Source organism: Bradyrhizobium sp. Ken51 (assembly GCF_055807435.1).
Genome location: NZ_JBVVPB010000002.1, coordinates 53,826 through 66,896, shown reverse-complemented (window position 1 = coordinate 66,896; position 13,071 = coordinate 53,826). Strand labels below are relative to the sequence as shown.

Here is a 13,071-nt window from a genome sequence, read left to right as displayed (position 1 = left end):
CACGAGCAGGGGTAAATTTCTGGTAAATGCGCGGATCGGGACGGGCGGCATAGCGCCGCGATTATGAGGCCCGTGACCTCACGATCGCGTCATCCGAGCAGCACCAGCAGAGCCAGCACGCCAATGGCCATGACGAACTTGATCGTCGCGCAAGCCAGGCTGTCCGGTCGGCTCTCAAGTCCGAACCACGGCAATGCATGCCGCATCGCGCGCGTTGCGAACGCTTCGACGATGGCGAGCAGAAGCGCGATGCCGGCGAGCAAGGACCACGATGCGTCCGGAAGCATCCATGCCGCGAGCCAATCGGGGACGGACGCTTTCAGCGAGGCCAGCAGCGCGAACCATCCGAACAGGGATACGAAGCCCTTGATGATGTCGGCCCCGATCGTGCCGGGCTCGAGACGAATGCCGATCTTTCCAAGAGCGAGTTCGATGCGCTCGCCATCGGTGAAGAAGAGGAAGGCGCCGAGGTAGAGCGGAACGCGCGACTGAAACAGGAGCGCGATGATGCCGAACAGGACGGCGTAGCCGCAGGCGTCAGCGAGTATGTTCGCACCGGCCGTAGGCGACGGCTCCGGCGCAGCCGTGGCCCGAGGCCGCGATCTGGCGCGCGCCATGTGCTCCAGCATTCTGGCGCGGCGCTCCGGGGCGTAAGCTGCCGTACGGTGGATCCATGGCGGCGGCGCCGGCGAGGCAATCCCGGCCTGATCGTCCGAGGGAGATTTATGCTGCGCCATGGGCCTGCATCCGGTTCCGTCTGGACATTGGTCGGAGGCGAGGGGCAGCGAGGTTCATGCGGGGTGGCAGATTTCGCCGTGTCATCCAGACGCCCGGATAATGGCGCTCCCTAGCGGAATCGAACCGCTCTCTCCACCGTGAAAGGGTGGCGTCCTAACCGATAGACGAAGGGAGCAAACCCAGGGCCCCGCCGTTTTTCGGGGCAGGGCCGCTGGCCGCCCGAGTCATGCCCGGCGGCTGCAGCGGGCGAACCTATAATGGCCTTTGGCGCCCTGGGCAAGCCGTTCGGGAACGGTCTTTTGGCACCGATGATAGCCTCCCGCCCAGGATCAGTCGGGGCGAATTCAACGGTTTCTTAGGTTCCCTGAGCTAGCGCTGGACTGGGAGAATTTGAGCCGATGCCACCGCCCAAGAAGCGCGCAGCCCGCAAGTCGCTGTCGCAGCACGCCTGGATCACGCTCGAAGGCGGGTTCGCGGCGCGGCAATGCCTGGTCCAGGACATCTCCGCCACGGGCGCCAAGATCACGCTGGACGAGGATACGAGCCAGCTCCCGGGCGTGATCCGGATGGCGTTCGCGCGGGATGCGCGGACCGGGCGGAGCTGCCAGGTGGTCTGGCGCCGCGGCAAATCGGCCGGCATCAAGTTCATCTGAAGCGCCCTGATGGCGCGCGGCGCCGGTCCGGGCTAGAACGGCCCGCATGCGTGCGCCGCTCCTCATCCTGATCTCGTTGCTGACCATGTCCGCGGCCGCGGCTGAAGCCTTGCGTCTTCCGCCTGCGGAGCGCCCACAGGCCGGCAAGGCCTTGCCGCTGAAGGGTGCCGGCGGAAGCGCGAAAGCGGGCTCCTGCGCCGCCTATGGCCGCGGCTTCCACATGGTCGAGAGCACCGGCACCTGCGTCAAGATCGGCGGCTCGATCAGCGTCGAGACCACGATCAGGCGCTGAAGCCCCATGCCACCGGACATCATGCGGCCCGAGATCATCGTTCCATTCGTGATGTATTGCGCGCTGCTGTGGTGGAGCGGCCGCGGTCTGAGCTGGACCGCGCGGCTCGCCACCGCGGCCGTCACCCTTGTGCTGATCGTCTGCGTGCTTCTGTTCGAGCGCGGCTGGCCTTAAACAAAAAAACGCGAAAACAACCCCATGCACAGTAGCCGCTAGCTCCCGGCGGCGGGCGCGAGAACGCCGATTCATCGTGCTCTCAACGAACTTTAAGCCGCGTCACCGCTCACGACATCGGCGGTGCCACAAATTGTGCAAAACCGGGCCGTTTGCCGAGCTCGGCGAGCCAGCGCGTCAGATGCGGCTGCGCGGGCCGGGTGATGCCCTCGACGCCGAGCCAGCGCCGCGCATAGGCGCCGATCGCGATGTCGGCGAGGGTGAACGCATCGCCGTCCATGAACGGGCGCGTGGAGAGCAGGCGGTCGGCGATGGCCCAGACCTCGGCGGCGGCATCGGCATCCTTCTGCACCTGGATCATGTCGCGCTCGGCGGGCGCCGTGCGCACGATGCCCCAGAACACCGGGCGGTCGACCGGCTGCACCATCGACAGCGTCCAGTCGAGCCAGCGGTCGACGCTGGCACGCAGCTTCGGCGCCTCGGGATAGATCGGCGTGCCGCGCCCGTGCGCGAGGCAGAGATAGCGCATGATCGAATTGGATTCCCACAGCGTGAAATCGCCCTCGACCAGCGTCGGGATCCGCGCATTCGGGTTCATCGCGAGATAGTCGGCCTCGCGAGTCTTGCCAAAGGCCATGCCGGCGTCGATGCGCTCATAAGCCAGGCCGAGCTCGGTGAGGCACCACAGAACTTTCTGCACGTTGACCGAATTGGCACGGCCCCAGATCGTCAGCTTTTGCTCCGGCACATCATCCTCCCCAGGAGTTTCTTGGTGTCGCGGGTGATAGCGGAATCCGCCGCCGCGAGCGATGCGCGATTGCGCCGATCCTCTCATGCAGAAAGGTCCACATGCAAAAAGGTCGGCATGCAAAAAGCTCCGCCCGAGGCGGAGCTTTCATTGCAGGGCAAAGCTGGTCAGGCGATCAGCGGCCGAAGAACAGCCACAGCAAGATGATCACCGGGATCGGCACACCCAACATCCATAACAAAATTCCGCGTCCCATCGCGTCCTCCTCCAATTGCATTGTCGAAGAGAGAACGTTTAGGGCCAAGGCTGGTTCCCGCGGAAAGGCTCTACCAATGGCCGATGTTGGGCATCGACGACCACGGCTCCTGCGGAGGCTTCGGGTCGCCCTTCTGCAAGATCTCGATCGAGTGCAAATCGGGCGAGCGCACGAAGGCCATGTTGCCGTCGCGCGGCGGACGGTTGATGGTGACGCCCGCCTTCATCAGCTTCTCGCAGGTCGCATAGATGTCGTCGACCTCATAGGCGAGATGGCCGAAGAAGCGATCCTCGCCATATTTCTCCTCGTCCCAATTCCAGGTGAGCTCGACCAGCGGCGCGCCGCGCGACCGTGGCTGCTTCTTCAGCGCCTCGAGATCGTCCGACGAGCACAGGAACACCAGCGTGAAACGCCCCTTGTCGTTCTCGATCCGCCGCACCTCCTTCAGCCCCAGCGCATCCTGATAGAACTTCAGCGCAACATCGAGATTGCGCACGCGCAGCATGGTGTGGAGGTATCGCATGGTTGTTGCTCCCTTGAACGGATGGAGGATTTTTGGTTTGGGCCGGGACGGCGGGGGTAGGAGATAGCAGGAAAGTGGGGCGAGGGGCAGGGGGCGGGCGCACGTGTGCGTGAGGGCGAAGCCGGCCGATGAAGTAAATCAGCCGGCGAATTTCAATGCACCTTCACCGCAAATCCAGTGCTGCACACACGCCACTGGCAACATTATGAGGGCAGATCTGCCGCCACCGCCCCTATTGCGCCGCGAGGGGCTTTCCGGCCTCCTCGGTCGGCGGCATGAAGAGCGATACTGCGGTGCCTTCGGGGTCACGAAACTGGAACGTCCTGTTGCCCCATGGCATCGTTTTCAGCTCATGCACCAGCGTGATCTTGTCTTTCAGGCGCTCATAATCCGCATCGATGTCTTCAACCTGAAACTCGATCACGGCGGTGCGGTTTGCGCCGGGCTCGGCACTGTTTTCTTTCCAGAGCGCGACCGTCTCGGCTGCGCCGATTGCCAGGTTGGCGCCCGGCGTCACGATCTTGGCGAACACCGGCGCGAGCCATTCGGCGGAAGCTCCGGTTACCATTTCGTAGAACGAAACCATGATTTTGATGTCGGTGGCGATCAGGCGAGTGGAGGCGAACTTCATGGCATGTCCTTTGGTTGACCGCAGATTTGAGCGGCATCGCGGGGCTCGTCGCACACCGCTGCTGCCACCCTGATGGCAGCAGTCACGATGCCGCGCCGAGCGCGCCAACGACGGGCATGAATTGCGATGGCAGTGCTCAAGCGCTAGAAAACTAGCCCCTTCACGAAGCGCCCCAGCGCTAACTGGGCCGTCAGAACGGTGACGCCAACCGCAGAGTCTGGGCACCTCACTCACGGGTGGACAGGGTTGTTTAGCCGTTCGCAGATGAACTGCTCGCGGCGATGGCGCGACTAACCGCTATGGCCAGTATTCTAGGCGAGCTTCTGTTTTCACTTATCCGCTCGATTGTTGCTGGATGGGCGTATGCGCTCTGGGTCAAAGTGGCGACGTGGCTCGAGCCGAAAATCCAACGGCGTTGGGTGAAGGTTGCCGTAGGAGGCCTCCTCGGTCTGGCAGCCTTTTTTATGATTCCGATACTGATGGGTCTGTTGGGGCTTTGAAGACAATGAAATCGGTTCTCATCACCGCACTGGCAATCGGGGCGCTCGTCTCGGCGGTGCTGCTCGTGATGGAGCAGCTCACCGACTACTCCATCGCTGTGATGGCATGGGAGATGCCGGGCATATCTGCAGCTTACCTTTTCTGGGGAGCTGTCGGCAGTTCGGTTTTCTTGGGCGTCGCCATCACTTGGGCCGTGAATGCCATCGTTTACGGGGCGGTTGCCTTCGTCGTTGTTACGGTCGCCAAGTTGGCAATTCGTGGTCTGCCGAAGTGATCCGGCAATGACCGTGATGCCGGATATTCGCCCATCCGAGGCGAATTGCGAATTACGGTGACGCGCAGTTGACTGCGTGATCGCGGTGCTCTTCGCCAGCATCGATGCCTCCAATGGCCCATGACGGCCTCTGGTTGGCGTTTCGCTGCCGCAAATTGGCGCTTCGCGAAAATCGGCGGCGGCCTTCCTGTCAGCCGCCGCCCATCTCCCGTGGTTCGAAATGCTGAAGCCGTCTATTTCTCGAGCCCGGCCTTCTGGCGCATCGTGTCGATCAGCTCTGACGCCTCTGCCTTGGTCAGATCCTCCTTGGGGAGCTCCCTGTGGGCCTGCTCGGCGAGGGTCTTGAGATAGGATTCCTGGGCACCGGTCATCGGGTCGTCGCCGGAGACCCAATCCTTCGGATCCTTTTGTGTGTTGTCAGCGATCCTGTCAGCCATGGCGATCTCTCCTTTTCAGGTTCAATGCCGGCTCGCGCTTTTTGTTCCTTGTTTGTTCGTGGCCGGCGACCGGAATCGAGCGTCGGGAAATGATCAGGAAACGGCCGGCATCGTTCGGCGTCTGCGCATCAGACTTATCTTGCGACTTGCCTTGCGCCCCCAATCGAGGATCGGTGCCTCGACGGCGACGTGCAAGGCGGCGGCGAGACCGATGGAGAGCAGGATGCCGGCGATGACTGTGCCGACGGTCGACAGAAGCCACAGTCCGTCAAAGCTGGCGATCCATTTCACCACCAGATAATGGACGATATAGAGCGAGTACGAAACCTTGCCGAGCCATTGCAGGACCCGTGAGAAGGATCGTCCTTCGATCTCGACGGCGACCACAGCATGGATCAGCAATCCCGCGCCGAGGCCATAGGTCAGGACGCGCGCGAACTGCGCGTCGATCGCACCGTGCACGAAAATCCAGTACCAGCCGGCCACGAACAGGCCCGCGGAAACGGCTGGGACGCGGCGCGAAAAGCGCAATCGTCCGCTTCTCTGGAGATAGGCGATGACAACGCCGGCACCGAATTCCAGCACCAGCGGATGGAAGTAGATCCCGAGCTCAAGGCCGAAGACGAGAGCAAGAATGACCAGGCCGAATCCCGCGAACAAGATCTCGAACAGCCGGTCCGGCTTGATCGCCAGGACGACGGCGACGGCAACATAGAAGTGCAGTTCGAAAGCCAGCGACCATGCCGGCGCAAGGTACCAGTTCGGATAGGTCCATGCGAAGATGGTTCCGAGGTCGAGGGCGGGGCGGTCGCCCGGTGCCAGCGCGATCCAGGAGGAGCTGACAAACGCCGCCAGCAACACCAGCCAATAGAGCGGAAAAACTCGGAGGGCTCGTCTGAAAGCGAAATCCAGCGGGTTGTGTTGTGCCGCCGCCGTGGTCGCGATGATGAAGCCGGAGATCACGAAGAAGATGTCGACGCCGCTCGCAAGGATCGTCAGCGCGCCCTCGGCAAGGTCCGGCCCGACCATATCGGGTCGCGCACTGATTGCGTGTCCGCAGACCACCGACAGCGCAGCGACCCCGCGCATCGCCTGTACACCCGCGAAGATCCGCACCAAGCCCCGCCACGTTCATTTCAGGATAGCGCAATCTAGGCGGGAAACCCATTAAGGAACAATTGCGCGGATGCGATAGATGGCTGTTGGATGCGCTGGGAATGAGACATGTCTCAGGCGGATAGACTGCTGTGCAATTCATCAAAGGCACGACCACAGGAGCGCTCGCTAGCGCTTTGCTTCCTGCTTGGCACGCCTGATTTCCTCGGCTTCGTCCACGAGCTTCAAGGCGGCGCCGTCGTAGCTCAGCTTCAGCCCACGGCCGACGGTCCATATCCATTCCTCCCGGGCGTCCCGGGCGTCCCGGGTTGGCTGGGCGTTGAACTGGTCGGATATCGATTTGACGGCAGCGTCTTTGGAAGCAGCGTCTTGGGGCCCCGGATTGCTCAACTCCGCATTGACGCGCCAGATGGGATGTTTGGGGTCCGGATTCTTGGGGTCGATGTCGTCGGCAAAGATCGTGACCTTGGCGCCGTCGACTGCGCATTCAAGGACGTAGGAATCGCGAAGCTGACGGCAGCGGTAGCGACGTTGCGTGATCAGCTTGTTGGTCTCGTCGAATGTCATTCCGGGCGAAAAGCCGAGAATGTCGGACTTCTTCACGAGTGCCAGAGACGCAGGCTTCAGGAAGCCGGGCTGTACCGAGACGAGAACGGCAGCAGCAACAACGATCAAGCCGGCGATAACAATGGCAATCTTCATCGGCCCCTCACAAGAAACGTTCGACCATACAACAGCCGAAGCGTTCTACCAGCCATCGCGCTGGATGGTTCGAGCCGCCCTCTATCTTTGTAGGCCGCACCTTCGGAAGATCGGAGCTTCGGAAGATCGCGTGGGCACGTGTCGGCTGGTCATGAACGTGAAAGCCGCCCCTGACATGACCAGGGGCGGCTTTCACCAAATGGGGTTTCGAAACGCGATCTAGTGACCGGTGCCGGGCTTCGTCGTCTTTGGCGGCTTGCCGTCTTCGATCCGGCCTTCGTTGCGCAAGTCGCGACCTTCCTGAGCCTTCTTCTGGCTCTCGGGGGATTTGCCGTGTTCGTTCATCTCTTCTTTGATGAACCCGGCGCCTTCCTTCACTTTACCTTCAACGCTCATGACGATCTCCTTGCTGGAGATGGGGCAACTCGCGGCGAGACCTGACCGTTCCGGCGCGCGCGGGATTGTGAGGAGTGCATTCGCGACAGGTTCAAAAAAACCGCGTCATGAAATGGCCGCGCCGCCTTGTGGAAAGCGACGCGGCCGGGAACAAGCCGTACAGGAAACCGGCTTACTTCATGTTGCTGCGGGTCTTGGTACCGCCCTGATCGCTGCCGGGGCCGGAGCCACCTTGGCCGGAGGCGTCGGGCCTCACCGTTCCGCCCTTGCTCATGCCGTCATGGCTCATGCCGGTCGTGCCGCTCCTCATCGTGCCCTTGTCCGTGTTGGTCATGCCGGGCTTCTGCATGTTGTCGGTCTGCGCGGCGGGGCCGGTCTGGTTCTGCGCAAAGGCGGAGCCGCACATGAGGCCGAGGGCGGCGGTCGCAATGATGAGCTTCTTCATCTCAAACTCCTGGTTGGTTGCGTGGGCCAACGGGAGCGCAGGAGCCGTGTTCCTAAAACAGGGTGTTCCGGAGTGCAAAAATTCTCGTCTGCGGGCGAACCGCCATCGACTTCGCTAGAAAACGCTCTACGCCGCAATGCGCTGGTCGGCCGGTCCCGTCAGGTGCTTGAGCACTTCCGCATGCTCCAGGTCGGGAACCGCAATGGCCGTGTGGCTGTAGCTCGCATGGGTTCGCGATTTTGCAATATGGTCCAGGATCTCGCCGCCCTTGATGACGTGGAGGCCCATGCCCTCTCCGGCCGGGAAGATCGCGAGCACCACGTCATAGGCCGTGATAACGGCGCGAAGCGCTTCGGCCTTGTCTTCGGCAATGTCGACGAACACGCGAACATCGGCTGCGAGTTCACGCAGCTCGTTAAAATCCAGCACTGTGGGTACTCCAACGCAACGATACTGAGAGGAGCTTGGAGGCGTTAGGTTACTGAAGTCTCAACGGCACATGCCCGGCCACAGGTTTCTCGACCAGGTAAGCGATAGACGCGCGGGCGTCGCCGCCTGCTCGACAACGCGCCGGCACGGGAAGAACATCTGGAGCGGGGAGGGACTAAGCGCGCATGCCCATACGGGCGTCACACGATGCGCGCGTAACTTAGGCGCGTGTTACTTGCACGCGCTATTGGCGTATCCGCTATTTGGCGTATCCCTGAGAGCGGAGCCACGCGATCTTGCGGTCGCCGTTGATCCAGTCGTCGGCATCTGCCTTGCTGGTGAAGCCCTTGATTTCGCGCTGTTCGCTGTCCGGGTAATCCGCCAGGATTTTCCAGTCGTTGTCTGCAATGCGGACGGTTTTGAAGGTCACTTTTGTTTTTGCCATGCCGCATTATGCAGGAGATGGCCGGAAAAGAGAACCTGCCTTGTGACGGTCACCCGCGCGGCCCAGGCGCAGACCTCGGGGCCCAGCCTGATCGGCATTGCGCGGCCGGGTCCCTGGAAAAAGTCGAAAGCCCCGCCTGGGGGAAGCGGGGCTCTCTGATGGGGGTGAAGCTTGGGGACTTCAAAGAGTTAGACGCCTCAGGGAGAAAATGGTTCAAGGCGAAAACGGCGCAGGCTGCGGCATCTTTCCCCACGGCGTCCGGGCTCCCGCAGAACCCCCTGCTTGCGTTTTGGGCGTCGATGGGTTCTAAGCCCCGTCACTTCATGAAAGTTAGCATGAATCAGAAGCGCGTTGCGCGGTTGGACCGCGTCCTGAGCAAAGCCTGCTCGCGCGCACAGAAGGAAATTCAGACATGGCGAAGATGACCAAGACTCAGTTGATTGATGCAATTGCCGAGGGCACGCAGCTGTCGAAGAACGACGTGAAGTCGGTCATCGAGTACATGGCGACGGTCGGCTACAAGGAGCTCAACGAGTCCGGCGAGTTCGTCATTCCAGGCTTCGTGAAGATGTCGGTGGTGAACAAGCCGGCGACCGAAGCCCGCATGGGCGTCAATCCCTTCACCAAGGAGCCGATGCAGTTCGCGGCGAAGCCGGCGAGCAAGTCGGTGAAGGCCTCGCCGCTGAAGGTGGCCAAGGACTCCGTCTAAGAGTTCGCTAAGGGTTCGCGGTTTCGTTGCGGAGCCTCCTTTTCGCGGAGTGCTGCCGCGACGTACTGCAATGACTGCTTGCTTGTGCCGAACCAATAAGGAACTCTCTTAGGGAACTCTAGGGCGTCGTCAGGCTTTGCTTCCGAAAGGGAGAAATCACATGACTGGTCTCAGCGAAGAAGAGATTCGAAACCGGGCCTATCACCTCTGGAAGGAGGCCGGCGAGCCCGCGGGCACGATGGACACCTTCTGGTACGAGGCCGAAAAGGAGCTTCTCGCCGAACGGACCAAGCAAGGCGAAGTGCCGCCCGGGATGACCGACAATTTGCCGGTCTGACTTGCTGGTCTAAGAGGCGAACAGAGGCGAGCGTTGACAGTTCTCAAAGCAGCCACCCGGCGTAACACCCGGGTGGCTGCTTTGCTGTTCGGGCCACCGTTCCGAATGGAGTCGCCCGCAAAGAAAAACCCCGGGCTTAGGGACCGGGGTTCTTCAAGCTGGCCGGCCGCGTCGCGACATGCCGCCAGCACCACTGAATTCGAATTGACAACGCGGGCCGGAAAAATTCGTTCCGAGCGCTAGTCTGGCGACACGGACACGTCGATGATCGCCGGCGTATCGACCTGACGCTCGCGCCAGACGACGAGATCGCATTTGGGATTGAGCCACCGATATTCGGAGCCGCGCGCCTTCAGGTGCGCAAGCGCTGCATCATGTGCGGCGGTCTGGTCCGGCGCTTCGACCATGATCTCCACGGTCTCCTCGATCTGACGCACCACTTCGACGGCGTAGAATTTTCTGGTCACGGTCCCTCGCTCCGGAATGACTAACGGGAAGGGCGATGGCGCGTTCCCCAAAAGAAAAACCCCGCGCTTTCGCACGGGGCCTTCTTGGCTGGCGGCGATGGGATTTCAGCGCCTGGCCGCCGGCCGTGGCTCGAACTTAAGGTTGAAAACCCAAAAAGCAACCGCGCCGGCGCGCGGAAGACTCAAGTCGATGTGCCCAGCGAATTCCGCGGGCAAGGGGCTAGACTTTTTGTTCCTATTTTGTTCTAGTGAGGCATCGGTTTTGGAAGTGAGCATTCTTTTGGAGGTGCCCATGACTGTCGAGAAACAACGCGAAGTGATCAGGCTCTGGAATCAGCTCAGGAAGCTCGAGGGCCCGGCCGCGGAAGAACTCCGCATCCAGATCCTCGAATGCTTTTCGGAGAAGGACCTGTCGGGGAAGGACACTGTGAAGCGAGCCGCGTAATTAGCGTCGCATTGCGCCGATGATAACGGGCAGTCGCGCCTGCCTTCACAGATCGTTAGGAATCGTTTTGCGCCGACTTCTCGACTCCGATTCGTTCTTTGCGAACGAAATGGAGTCGGATGCAGAACAAGCCGTGCCTTCTGTGTCGATGCGGGACACGCGCTTCCTAACCAATCCAGCGTGATGCTTCGCACGGTCCCGTCCGCGTGTCCTCGCTACGAGATCAGGCGAGGGAGACGCGACATGGATGCGTGCTGGTTTCTCGAGATGTTCGCCGAGATCGCAAAAGTGTTTTGGTACGATCGGCACCCGCGCTTGCGCAAAGGCAGGCCATCGGTGCCGCAAGTGCCACCGCGCTCGAAATCCGAAGACGCGATGTGAGCGCGCGATGGCTGGCGACGGCGCTCGTTTGCGTGCAAACGAATTCTTTAGGCTTGCTTCGCGCCGGTTTCCGCGATTCCGATTCGTTCTTCGAGAACGAAAGGAAGGCGAAGCTGGAACAAAGCCGGACAGCGGATTAGCACAAGGCCTCGGCTTTCGCGCGAGCCTGAAGCGGCTCGCCGAGTTCTGAAGACGCTTGTTCTGAAGACGCTTGTTCTGAAGACGCTTGGCGAACTCCTAACGGAAGCTTGCCGCGAAGCCGATAACCCTATTCGGTTAGGTTAAAAGCGCAATCGCGTTGCGCTTGCCGCCACTTGCGATAGGTGTCTGGCGAAGACACCATCCGACTTTGCGATAAGCGACTTTACCAACAAGCAATTTTGCCAAGAACGAATTCATGACACCTTTTTCAGAACCGAGCTTCTATCAGGGCGACCGCCACACCTACCGGCGGGTCGCCATCGCCGGCACGCTCTTTTGTCTGGCATTCGTGGTGATCAGCTTCTCGCTGCGGCCGCAACTCGAGGACACGCGTGTCGCGGTCAAGGCCGACAGGCTGATGCGGACTGCGGGCCAGGCGCCGCACGCGAACTAGCGGTCGTCGCCGGAGATCTGATGGTCGGCGGAATTGCCCGGGCACGCGGTGCCGTGTGAGGCGAGCGCCACGAAGCCGGCATAGCCGGACAGGTTGAGCAAGACTTCGAGCCAAACGGGCATGGGGGCCTCTTTTCTCCTTGAAGGCTACGCCAACGTGCGCGCGAAGCGCATGTTCCCGGACCAGAAGAACGGCACCTCAAAGCGGGGTGGTGGGGTCGAGCCGCCGGCCGAGGGCGCCTACGGACTCGCTCGACGGCTGTTCCCTAAGGAACTCGGCAATGGCCCGCGCCAGTTCGCCGTCGCTCATCGGCGTCGGCGGCGGGCGCAGCGTGCCGACACCGAAATTGCGGACGATCTCGTCGTAATGCTGATCGCCTGATCTGGGAACGAGCCTGCGGATACGGGCCAGCAATTTGGATATCGGCACTTTATCCTCCTCGGCGCTCCCCTTTGGCAGCAATTGTGGCGCATTGCCAATGTTGTGCATGAAACTGAAAACCCCGCCAGCATCGGTGATGCTGACGGGGTCTTTCGTGCTGTTGCCTCAACCGGATGGCGGAGGCTTCCGCACTCGAAGATGCAATTCCCGGAATGCGTCCCCGTTCCATGCACGATCGCATTTATTCCGAGCTCGGTTCCACAGGCTTACGCGCAACCATCGCAACGCGCGGGCGTTGTCTGTGCGAGATACGAAGGAGGACATTTATGATCAGGAAGACACTGGCAGTTCTGGCTACCGTTGCGGCCGTCGGCGTGACCACGATCGCGGCGCCTGCGCCCGCCGAGGCGCGCGGCCGCGGCATCGGTCCGGGCCTCGCATTCGGCCTCGCCGCCGGCGCCATCACCGCGGGCGCTGTCGCCGCGTCCCATCCTTATGGCTACGGCTATGGCCCGGGGTATGGCTACTATGGCCGCCCCGCCTACGCTTACGGCCCTGGTCCGTACGCCTATTACGGCGATGGACCGTACTACCGCCGCCACCATTATTACCGTCACTGGTAAAGGCTGAACAAACGAAAGAGCCCGGAGCAACGCTCCGGGCTCTTTTCATGTTTGGTGATCTGGTGTGTTTACGGCCAGAGCGAGGGCCGCTCTACCTTGCGAGCGTTGTCGAGCGTCGAGACGAAATACTCGTCACGCTCGCGTTTGAATTTTTCCTGGGTGGCACGGAAGGCGGCGACACGGGCGGCGATCTCTTCGCGTTCGCGGATTTTGCGTTGTTCGTCCTCGGTCATGTCAAATCCCCTCTGCACGTGAGTATGTGTCCTACTGAGCTCAAGCACTGCCGCCGCAATCACGTTGAGTCGCGTCAACACATGCATTGGCGCTTCTGATTGGGGCGTCAATGGGGAGGAGGCATTGCAGGATTGTGATA

Annotated in this window: 24 protein-coding genes and 1 tRNA gene; 9 read left to right on the top strand and 16 right to left on the bottom strand. The window is 61.4% G+C overall.

The window, feature by feature from the left end; all coding sequences use genetic code 11:
* Window positions 1–89: 89 nt before the first annotated feature.
* Both AC0L27_RS03835 and AC0L27_RS03830 read right to left on the bottom strand, forming a co-directional pair.
* On the bottom strand, window positions 90–737 hold the full coding sequence (locus AC0L27_RS03835; RefSeq protein ID WP_354203588.1) for a hypothetical protein: 648 nt from the start codon (window positions 735–737) through the stop codon (window positions 90–92).
* A gap of 101 nt (window positions 738–838) precedes the next feature.
* Window positions 839–913 (bottom strand) — tRNA-Glu (locus AC0L27_RS03830).
* Between the two features lie 223 nt (window positions 914–1,136).
* Between AC0L27_RS03830 and AC0L27_RS03825 the strand changes: the two genes are divergently transcribed.
* The 3 genes from AC0L27_RS03825 to AC0L27_RS03815 are packed head-to-tail and all read left to right on the top strand — an operon-like array spanning window position 1,137 to window position 1,857.
* Complete coding sequence (locus AC0L27_RS03825) at window positions 1,137–1,391, top strand: PilZ domain-containing protein (RefSeq protein WP_354203585.1); 255 nt, start codon at window positions 1,137–1,139, stop codon at window positions 1,389–1,391.
* 46 nt (window positions 1,392–1,437) lie between these two features.
* Window positions 1,438–1,683: a hypothetical protein gene (locus AC0L27_RS03820; protein ID WP_354203583.1), complete on the top strand. Its 246-nt coding sequence runs from the start codon at window positions 1,438–1,440 to the stop codon at window positions 1,681–1,683.
* A gap of 6 nt (window positions 1,684–1,689) precedes the next feature.
* A complete protein-coding gene (locus AC0L27_RS03815) occupies window positions 1,690–1,857 on the top strand; it encodes a hypothetical protein (protein ID WP_354203581.1) in 168 nt (55 codons plus the stop codon).
* Window positions 1,858–1,966: 109 nt separating this feature from the next.
* On the opposite strand, the gene AC0L27_RS03810 is transcribed toward AC0L27_RS03815, so the two are convergent.
* The 3 genes from AC0L27_RS03810 to AC0L27_RS03800 all read right to left on the bottom strand — a co-directional run bounded on the left by AC0L27_RS03810 (window position 1,967) and on the right by AC0L27_RS03800 (window position 4,015).
* Window positions 1,967–2,605: a glutathione S-transferase family protein gene (locus AC0L27_RS03810; protein ID WP_354203579.1), complete on the bottom strand. Its 639-nt coding sequence runs from the start codon at window positions 2,603–2,605 to the stop codon at window positions 1,967–1,969.
* A 326-nt stretch (window positions 2,606–2,931) separates the two neighbouring features.
* Window positions 2,932–3,384 carry a VOC family protein gene (locus tag AC0L27_RS03805; RefSeq protein WP_354203577.1) on the bottom strand — a complete coding sequence of 151 codons (453 nt, stop codon included), beginning with the start codon at window positions 3,382–3,384 and terminating at the stop codon, window positions 2,932–2,934.
* Between the two features lie 232 nt (window positions 3,385–3,616).
* Window positions 3,617–4,015, bottom strand: coding sequence for a VOC family protein (locus AC0L27_RS03800; protein WP_354203575.1), 399 nt, complete (start codon window positions 4,013–4,015; stop codon window positions 3,617–3,619).
* A gap of 505 nt (window positions 4,016–4,520) precedes the next feature.
* Here AC0L27_RS03800 and AC0L27_RS03795 point away from each other — a divergent pair.
* Window positions 4,521–4,790 carry a hypothetical protein gene (locus tag AC0L27_RS03795; protein WP_275174567.1) on the top strand — a complete coding sequence of 90 codons (270 nt, stop codon included), beginning with the start codon at window positions 4,521–4,523 and terminating at the stop codon, window positions 4,788–4,790.
* Between the two features lie 233 nt (window positions 4,791–5,023).
* Here the strand turns inward: AC0L27_RS03795 and AC0L27_RS03790 are convergent, their stop codons facing one another.
* The 7 genes from AC0L27_RS03790 to AC0L27_RS03760 all read right to left on the bottom strand — a co-directional run bounded on the left by AC0L27_RS03790 (window position 5,024) and on the right by AC0L27_RS03760 (window position 8,760).
* Window positions 5,024–5,227 (bottom strand): DUF3072 domain-containing protein, encoded by a 204-nt coding sequence (locus AC0L27_RS03790; protein ID WP_354203573.1) that lies wholly within the window; start codon window positions 5,225–5,227, stop codon window positions 5,024–5,026.
* Window positions 5,228–5,320: 93 nt separating this feature from the next.
* On the bottom strand, window positions 5,321–6,343 hold the full coding sequence (locus tag AC0L27_RS03785; RefSeq protein ID WP_354254965.1) for an acyltransferase family protein: 1,023 nt from the start codon (window positions 6,341–6,343) through the stop codon (window positions 5,321–5,323).
* Window positions 6,344–6,511: 168 nt separating this feature from the next.
* Window positions 6,512–7,045, bottom strand: a complete 534-nt coding sequence (locus tag AC0L27_RS03780; RefSeq protein WP_473317960.1) for a hypothetical protein — start codon at window positions 7,043–7,045, stop codon at window positions 6,512–6,514.
* 219 nt (window positions 7,046–7,264) lie between these two features.
* Entirely contained in the window at window positions 7,265–7,441 is a 177-nt protein-coding gene (locus tag AC0L27_RS03775; RefSeq protein ID WP_007610124.1) for a hypothetical protein, read from the bottom strand.
* Window positions 7,442–7,613: 172 nt separating this feature from the next.
* Window positions 7,614–7,886, bottom strand: coding sequence for a hypothetical protein (locus AC0L27_RS03770; protein ID WP_275174562.1), 273 nt, complete (start codon window positions 7,884–7,886; stop codon window positions 7,614–7,616).
* Window positions 7,887–8,012: 126 nt separating this feature from the next.
* Window positions 8,013–8,315, bottom strand: a complete 303-nt coding sequence (locus tag AC0L27_RS03765) for a hypothetical protein (RefSeq protein WP_354203568.1) — start codon at window positions 8,313–8,315, stop codon at window positions 8,013–8,015.
* Between the two features lie 259 nt (window positions 8,316–8,574).
* A complete protein-coding gene (locus tag AC0L27_RS03760; RefSeq protein WP_007591378.1) occupies window positions 8,575–8,760 on the bottom strand; it encodes a hypothetical protein in 186 nt (61 codons plus the stop codon).
* 412 nt (window positions 8,761–9,172) lie between these two features.
* Between AC0L27_RS03760 and AC0L27_RS03755 the strand changes: the two genes are divergently transcribed.
* Both AC0L27_RS03755 and AC0L27_RS03750 read left to right on the top strand, forming a co-directional pair.
* The gene (locus AC0L27_RS03755) at window positions 9,173–9,469 is read left to right on the top strand and encodes an HU family DNA-binding protein (RefSeq protein ID WP_007591377.1); all 297 of its coding nucleotides are present in this window, start codon (window positions 9,173–9,175) and stop codon (window positions 9,467–9,469) included.
* Window positions 9,470–9,629: 160 nt separating this feature from the next.
* Complete coding sequence (locus AC0L27_RS03750) at window positions 9,630–9,806, top strand: DUF2934 domain-containing protein (protein WP_007610132.1); 177 nt, start codon at window positions 9,630–9,632, stop codon at window positions 9,804–9,806.
* Between the two features lie 239 nt (window positions 9,807–10,045).
* Here AC0L27_RS03750 and AC0L27_RS03745 read toward each other — a convergent pair whose 3' ends face one another.
* Window positions 10,046–10,273 (bottom strand): hypothetical protein, encoded by a 228-nt coding sequence (locus AC0L27_RS03745; protein ID WP_354203566.1) that lies wholly within the window; start codon window positions 10,271–10,273, stop codon window positions 10,046–10,048.
* 292 nt (window positions 10,274–10,565) lie between these two features.
* Here AC0L27_RS03745 and AC0L27_RS03740 point away from each other — a divergent pair, with 292 nt between their 5' ends.
* Entirely contained in the window at window positions 10,566–10,718 is a 153-nt protein-coding gene (locus tag AC0L27_RS03740; protein WP_275174559.1) for a hypothetical protein, read from the top strand.
* A gap of 778 nt (window positions 10,719–11,496) precedes the next feature.
* Window positions 11,497–11,694, top strand: a complete 198-nt coding sequence (locus tag AC0L27_RS03735) for a hypothetical protein (protein ID WP_354203563.1) — start codon at window positions 11,497–11,499, stop codon at window positions 11,692–11,694.
* Here the strand turns inward: AC0L27_RS03735 and AC0L27_RS03730 are convergent.
* On the bottom strand, window positions 11,691–11,816 hold the full coding sequence (locus AC0L27_RS03730) for a hypothetical protein (protein ID WP_007610149.1): 126 nt from the start codon (window positions 11,814–11,816) through the stop codon (window positions 11,691–11,693). The two genes, AC0L27_RS03735 and AC0L27_RS03730, sit on opposite strands and share 4 nt — an antisense overlap.
* A 76-nt stretch (window positions 11,817–11,892) precedes the next feature.
* Window positions 11,893–12,183, bottom strand: coding sequence for a hypothetical protein (locus AC0L27_RS03725; protein ID WP_354203561.1), 291 nt, complete (start codon window positions 12,181–12,183; stop codon window positions 11,893–11,895).
* A gap of 218 nt (window positions 12,184–12,401) precedes the next feature.
* On the opposite strand from AC0L27_RS03725, the gene AC0L27_RS03720 reads away from it, so the two are divergent.
* Window positions 12,402–12,698 carry a hypothetical protein gene (locus tag AC0L27_RS03720; protein WP_275174556.1) on the top strand — a complete coding sequence of 99 codons (297 nt, stop codon included), beginning with the start codon at window positions 12,402–12,404 and terminating at the stop codon, window positions 12,696–12,698.
* Between the two features lie 68 nt (window positions 12,699–12,766).
* On the opposite strand, the gene AC0L27_RS03715 is transcribed toward AC0L27_RS03720, so the two are convergent.
* Entirely contained in the window at window positions 12,767–12,931 is a 165-nt protein-coding gene (locus AC0L27_RS03715) for a hypothetical protein (RefSeq protein ID WP_007610153.1), read from the bottom strand.
* Between the last annotated feature and the right edge of the window lie 140 nt (window positions 12,932–13,071).

Coding starts and splice junctions, on each gene's coding strand:
- AC0L27_RS03835 (WP_354203588.1), bottom strand. CDS start 737: ATGGCGCAGCATAAATCTCCCTCGGACGATCAGGCCGGGATTGCCTCG.
- AC0L27_RS03825 (WP_354203585.1), top strand. CDS start 1,137: ATGCCACCGCCCAAGAAGCGCGCAGCCCGCAAGTCGCTGTCGCAGCAC.
- AC0L27_RS03820 (WP_354203583.1), top strand. CDS start 1,438: ATGCGTGCGCCGCTCCTCATCCTGATCTCGTTGCTGACCATGTCCGCG.
- AC0L27_RS03815 (WP_354203581.1), top strand. CDS start 1,690: ATGCCACCGGACATCATGCGGCCCGAGATCATCGTTCCATTCGTGATG.
- AC0L27_RS03805 (WP_354203577.1), bottom strand. CDS start 3,384: ATGCGATACCTCCACACCATGCTGCGCGTGCGCAATCTCGATGTTGCG.
- AC0L27_RS03800 (WP_354203575.1), bottom strand. CDS start 4,015: ATGAAGTTCGCCTCCACTCGCCTGATCGCCACCGACATCAAAATCATG.
- AC0L27_RS03795 (WP_275174567.1), top strand. CDS start 4,521: ATGAAATCGGTTCTCATCACCGCACTGGCAATCGGGGCGCTCGTCTCG.
- AC0L27_RS03790 (WP_354203573.1), bottom strand. CDS start 5,227: ATGGCTGACAGGATCGCTGACAACACACAAAAGGATCCGAAGGATTGG.
- AC0L27_RS03780 (WP_473317960.1), bottom strand. CDS start 7,045: ATGAAGATTGCCATTGTTATCGCCGGCTTGATCGTTGTTGCTGCTGCC.
- AC0L27_RS03775 (WP_007610124.1), bottom strand. CDS start 7,441: ATGAGCGTTGAAGGTAAAGTGAAGGAAGGCGCCGGGTTCATCAAAGAA.
- AC0L27_RS03770 (WP_275174562.1), bottom strand. CDS start 7,886: ATGAAGAAGCTCATCATTGCGACCGCCGCCCTCGGCCTCATGTGCGGC.
- AC0L27_RS03760 (WP_007591378.1), bottom strand. CDS start 8,760: ATGGCAAAAACAAAAGTGACCTTCAAAACCGTCCGCATTGCAGACAAC.
- AC0L27_RS03755 (WP_007591377.1), top strand. CDS start 9,173: ATGGCGAAGATGACCAAGACTCAGTTGATTGATGCAATTGCCGAGGGC.
- AC0L27_RS03750 (WP_007610132.1), top strand. CDS start 9,630: ATGACTGGTCTCAGCGAAGAAGAGATTCGAAACCGGGCCTATCACCTC.
- AC0L27_RS03740 (WP_275174559.1), top strand. CDS start 10,566: ATGACTGTCGAGAAACAACGCGAAGTGATCAGGCTCTGGAATCAGCTC.
- AC0L27_RS03735 (WP_354203563.1), top strand. CDS start 11,497: ATGACACCTTTTTCAGAACCGAGCTTCTATCAGGGCGACCGCCACACC.
- AC0L27_RS03730 (WP_007610149.1), bottom strand. CDS start 11,816: ATGCCCGTTTGGCTCGAAGTCTTGCTCAACCTGTCCGGCTATGCCGGC.
- AC0L27_RS03725 (WP_354203561.1), bottom strand. CDS start 12,183: ATGCACAACATTGGCAATGCGCCACAATTGCTGCCAAAGGGGAGCGCC.
- AC0L27_RS03720 (WP_275174556.1), top strand. CDS start 12,402: ATGATCAGGAAGACACTGGCAGTTCTGGCTACCGTTGCGGCCGTCGGC.
- AC0L27_RS03715 (WP_007610153.1), bottom strand. CDS start 12,931: ATGACCGAGGACGAACAACGCAAAATCCGCGAACGCGAAGAGATCGCC.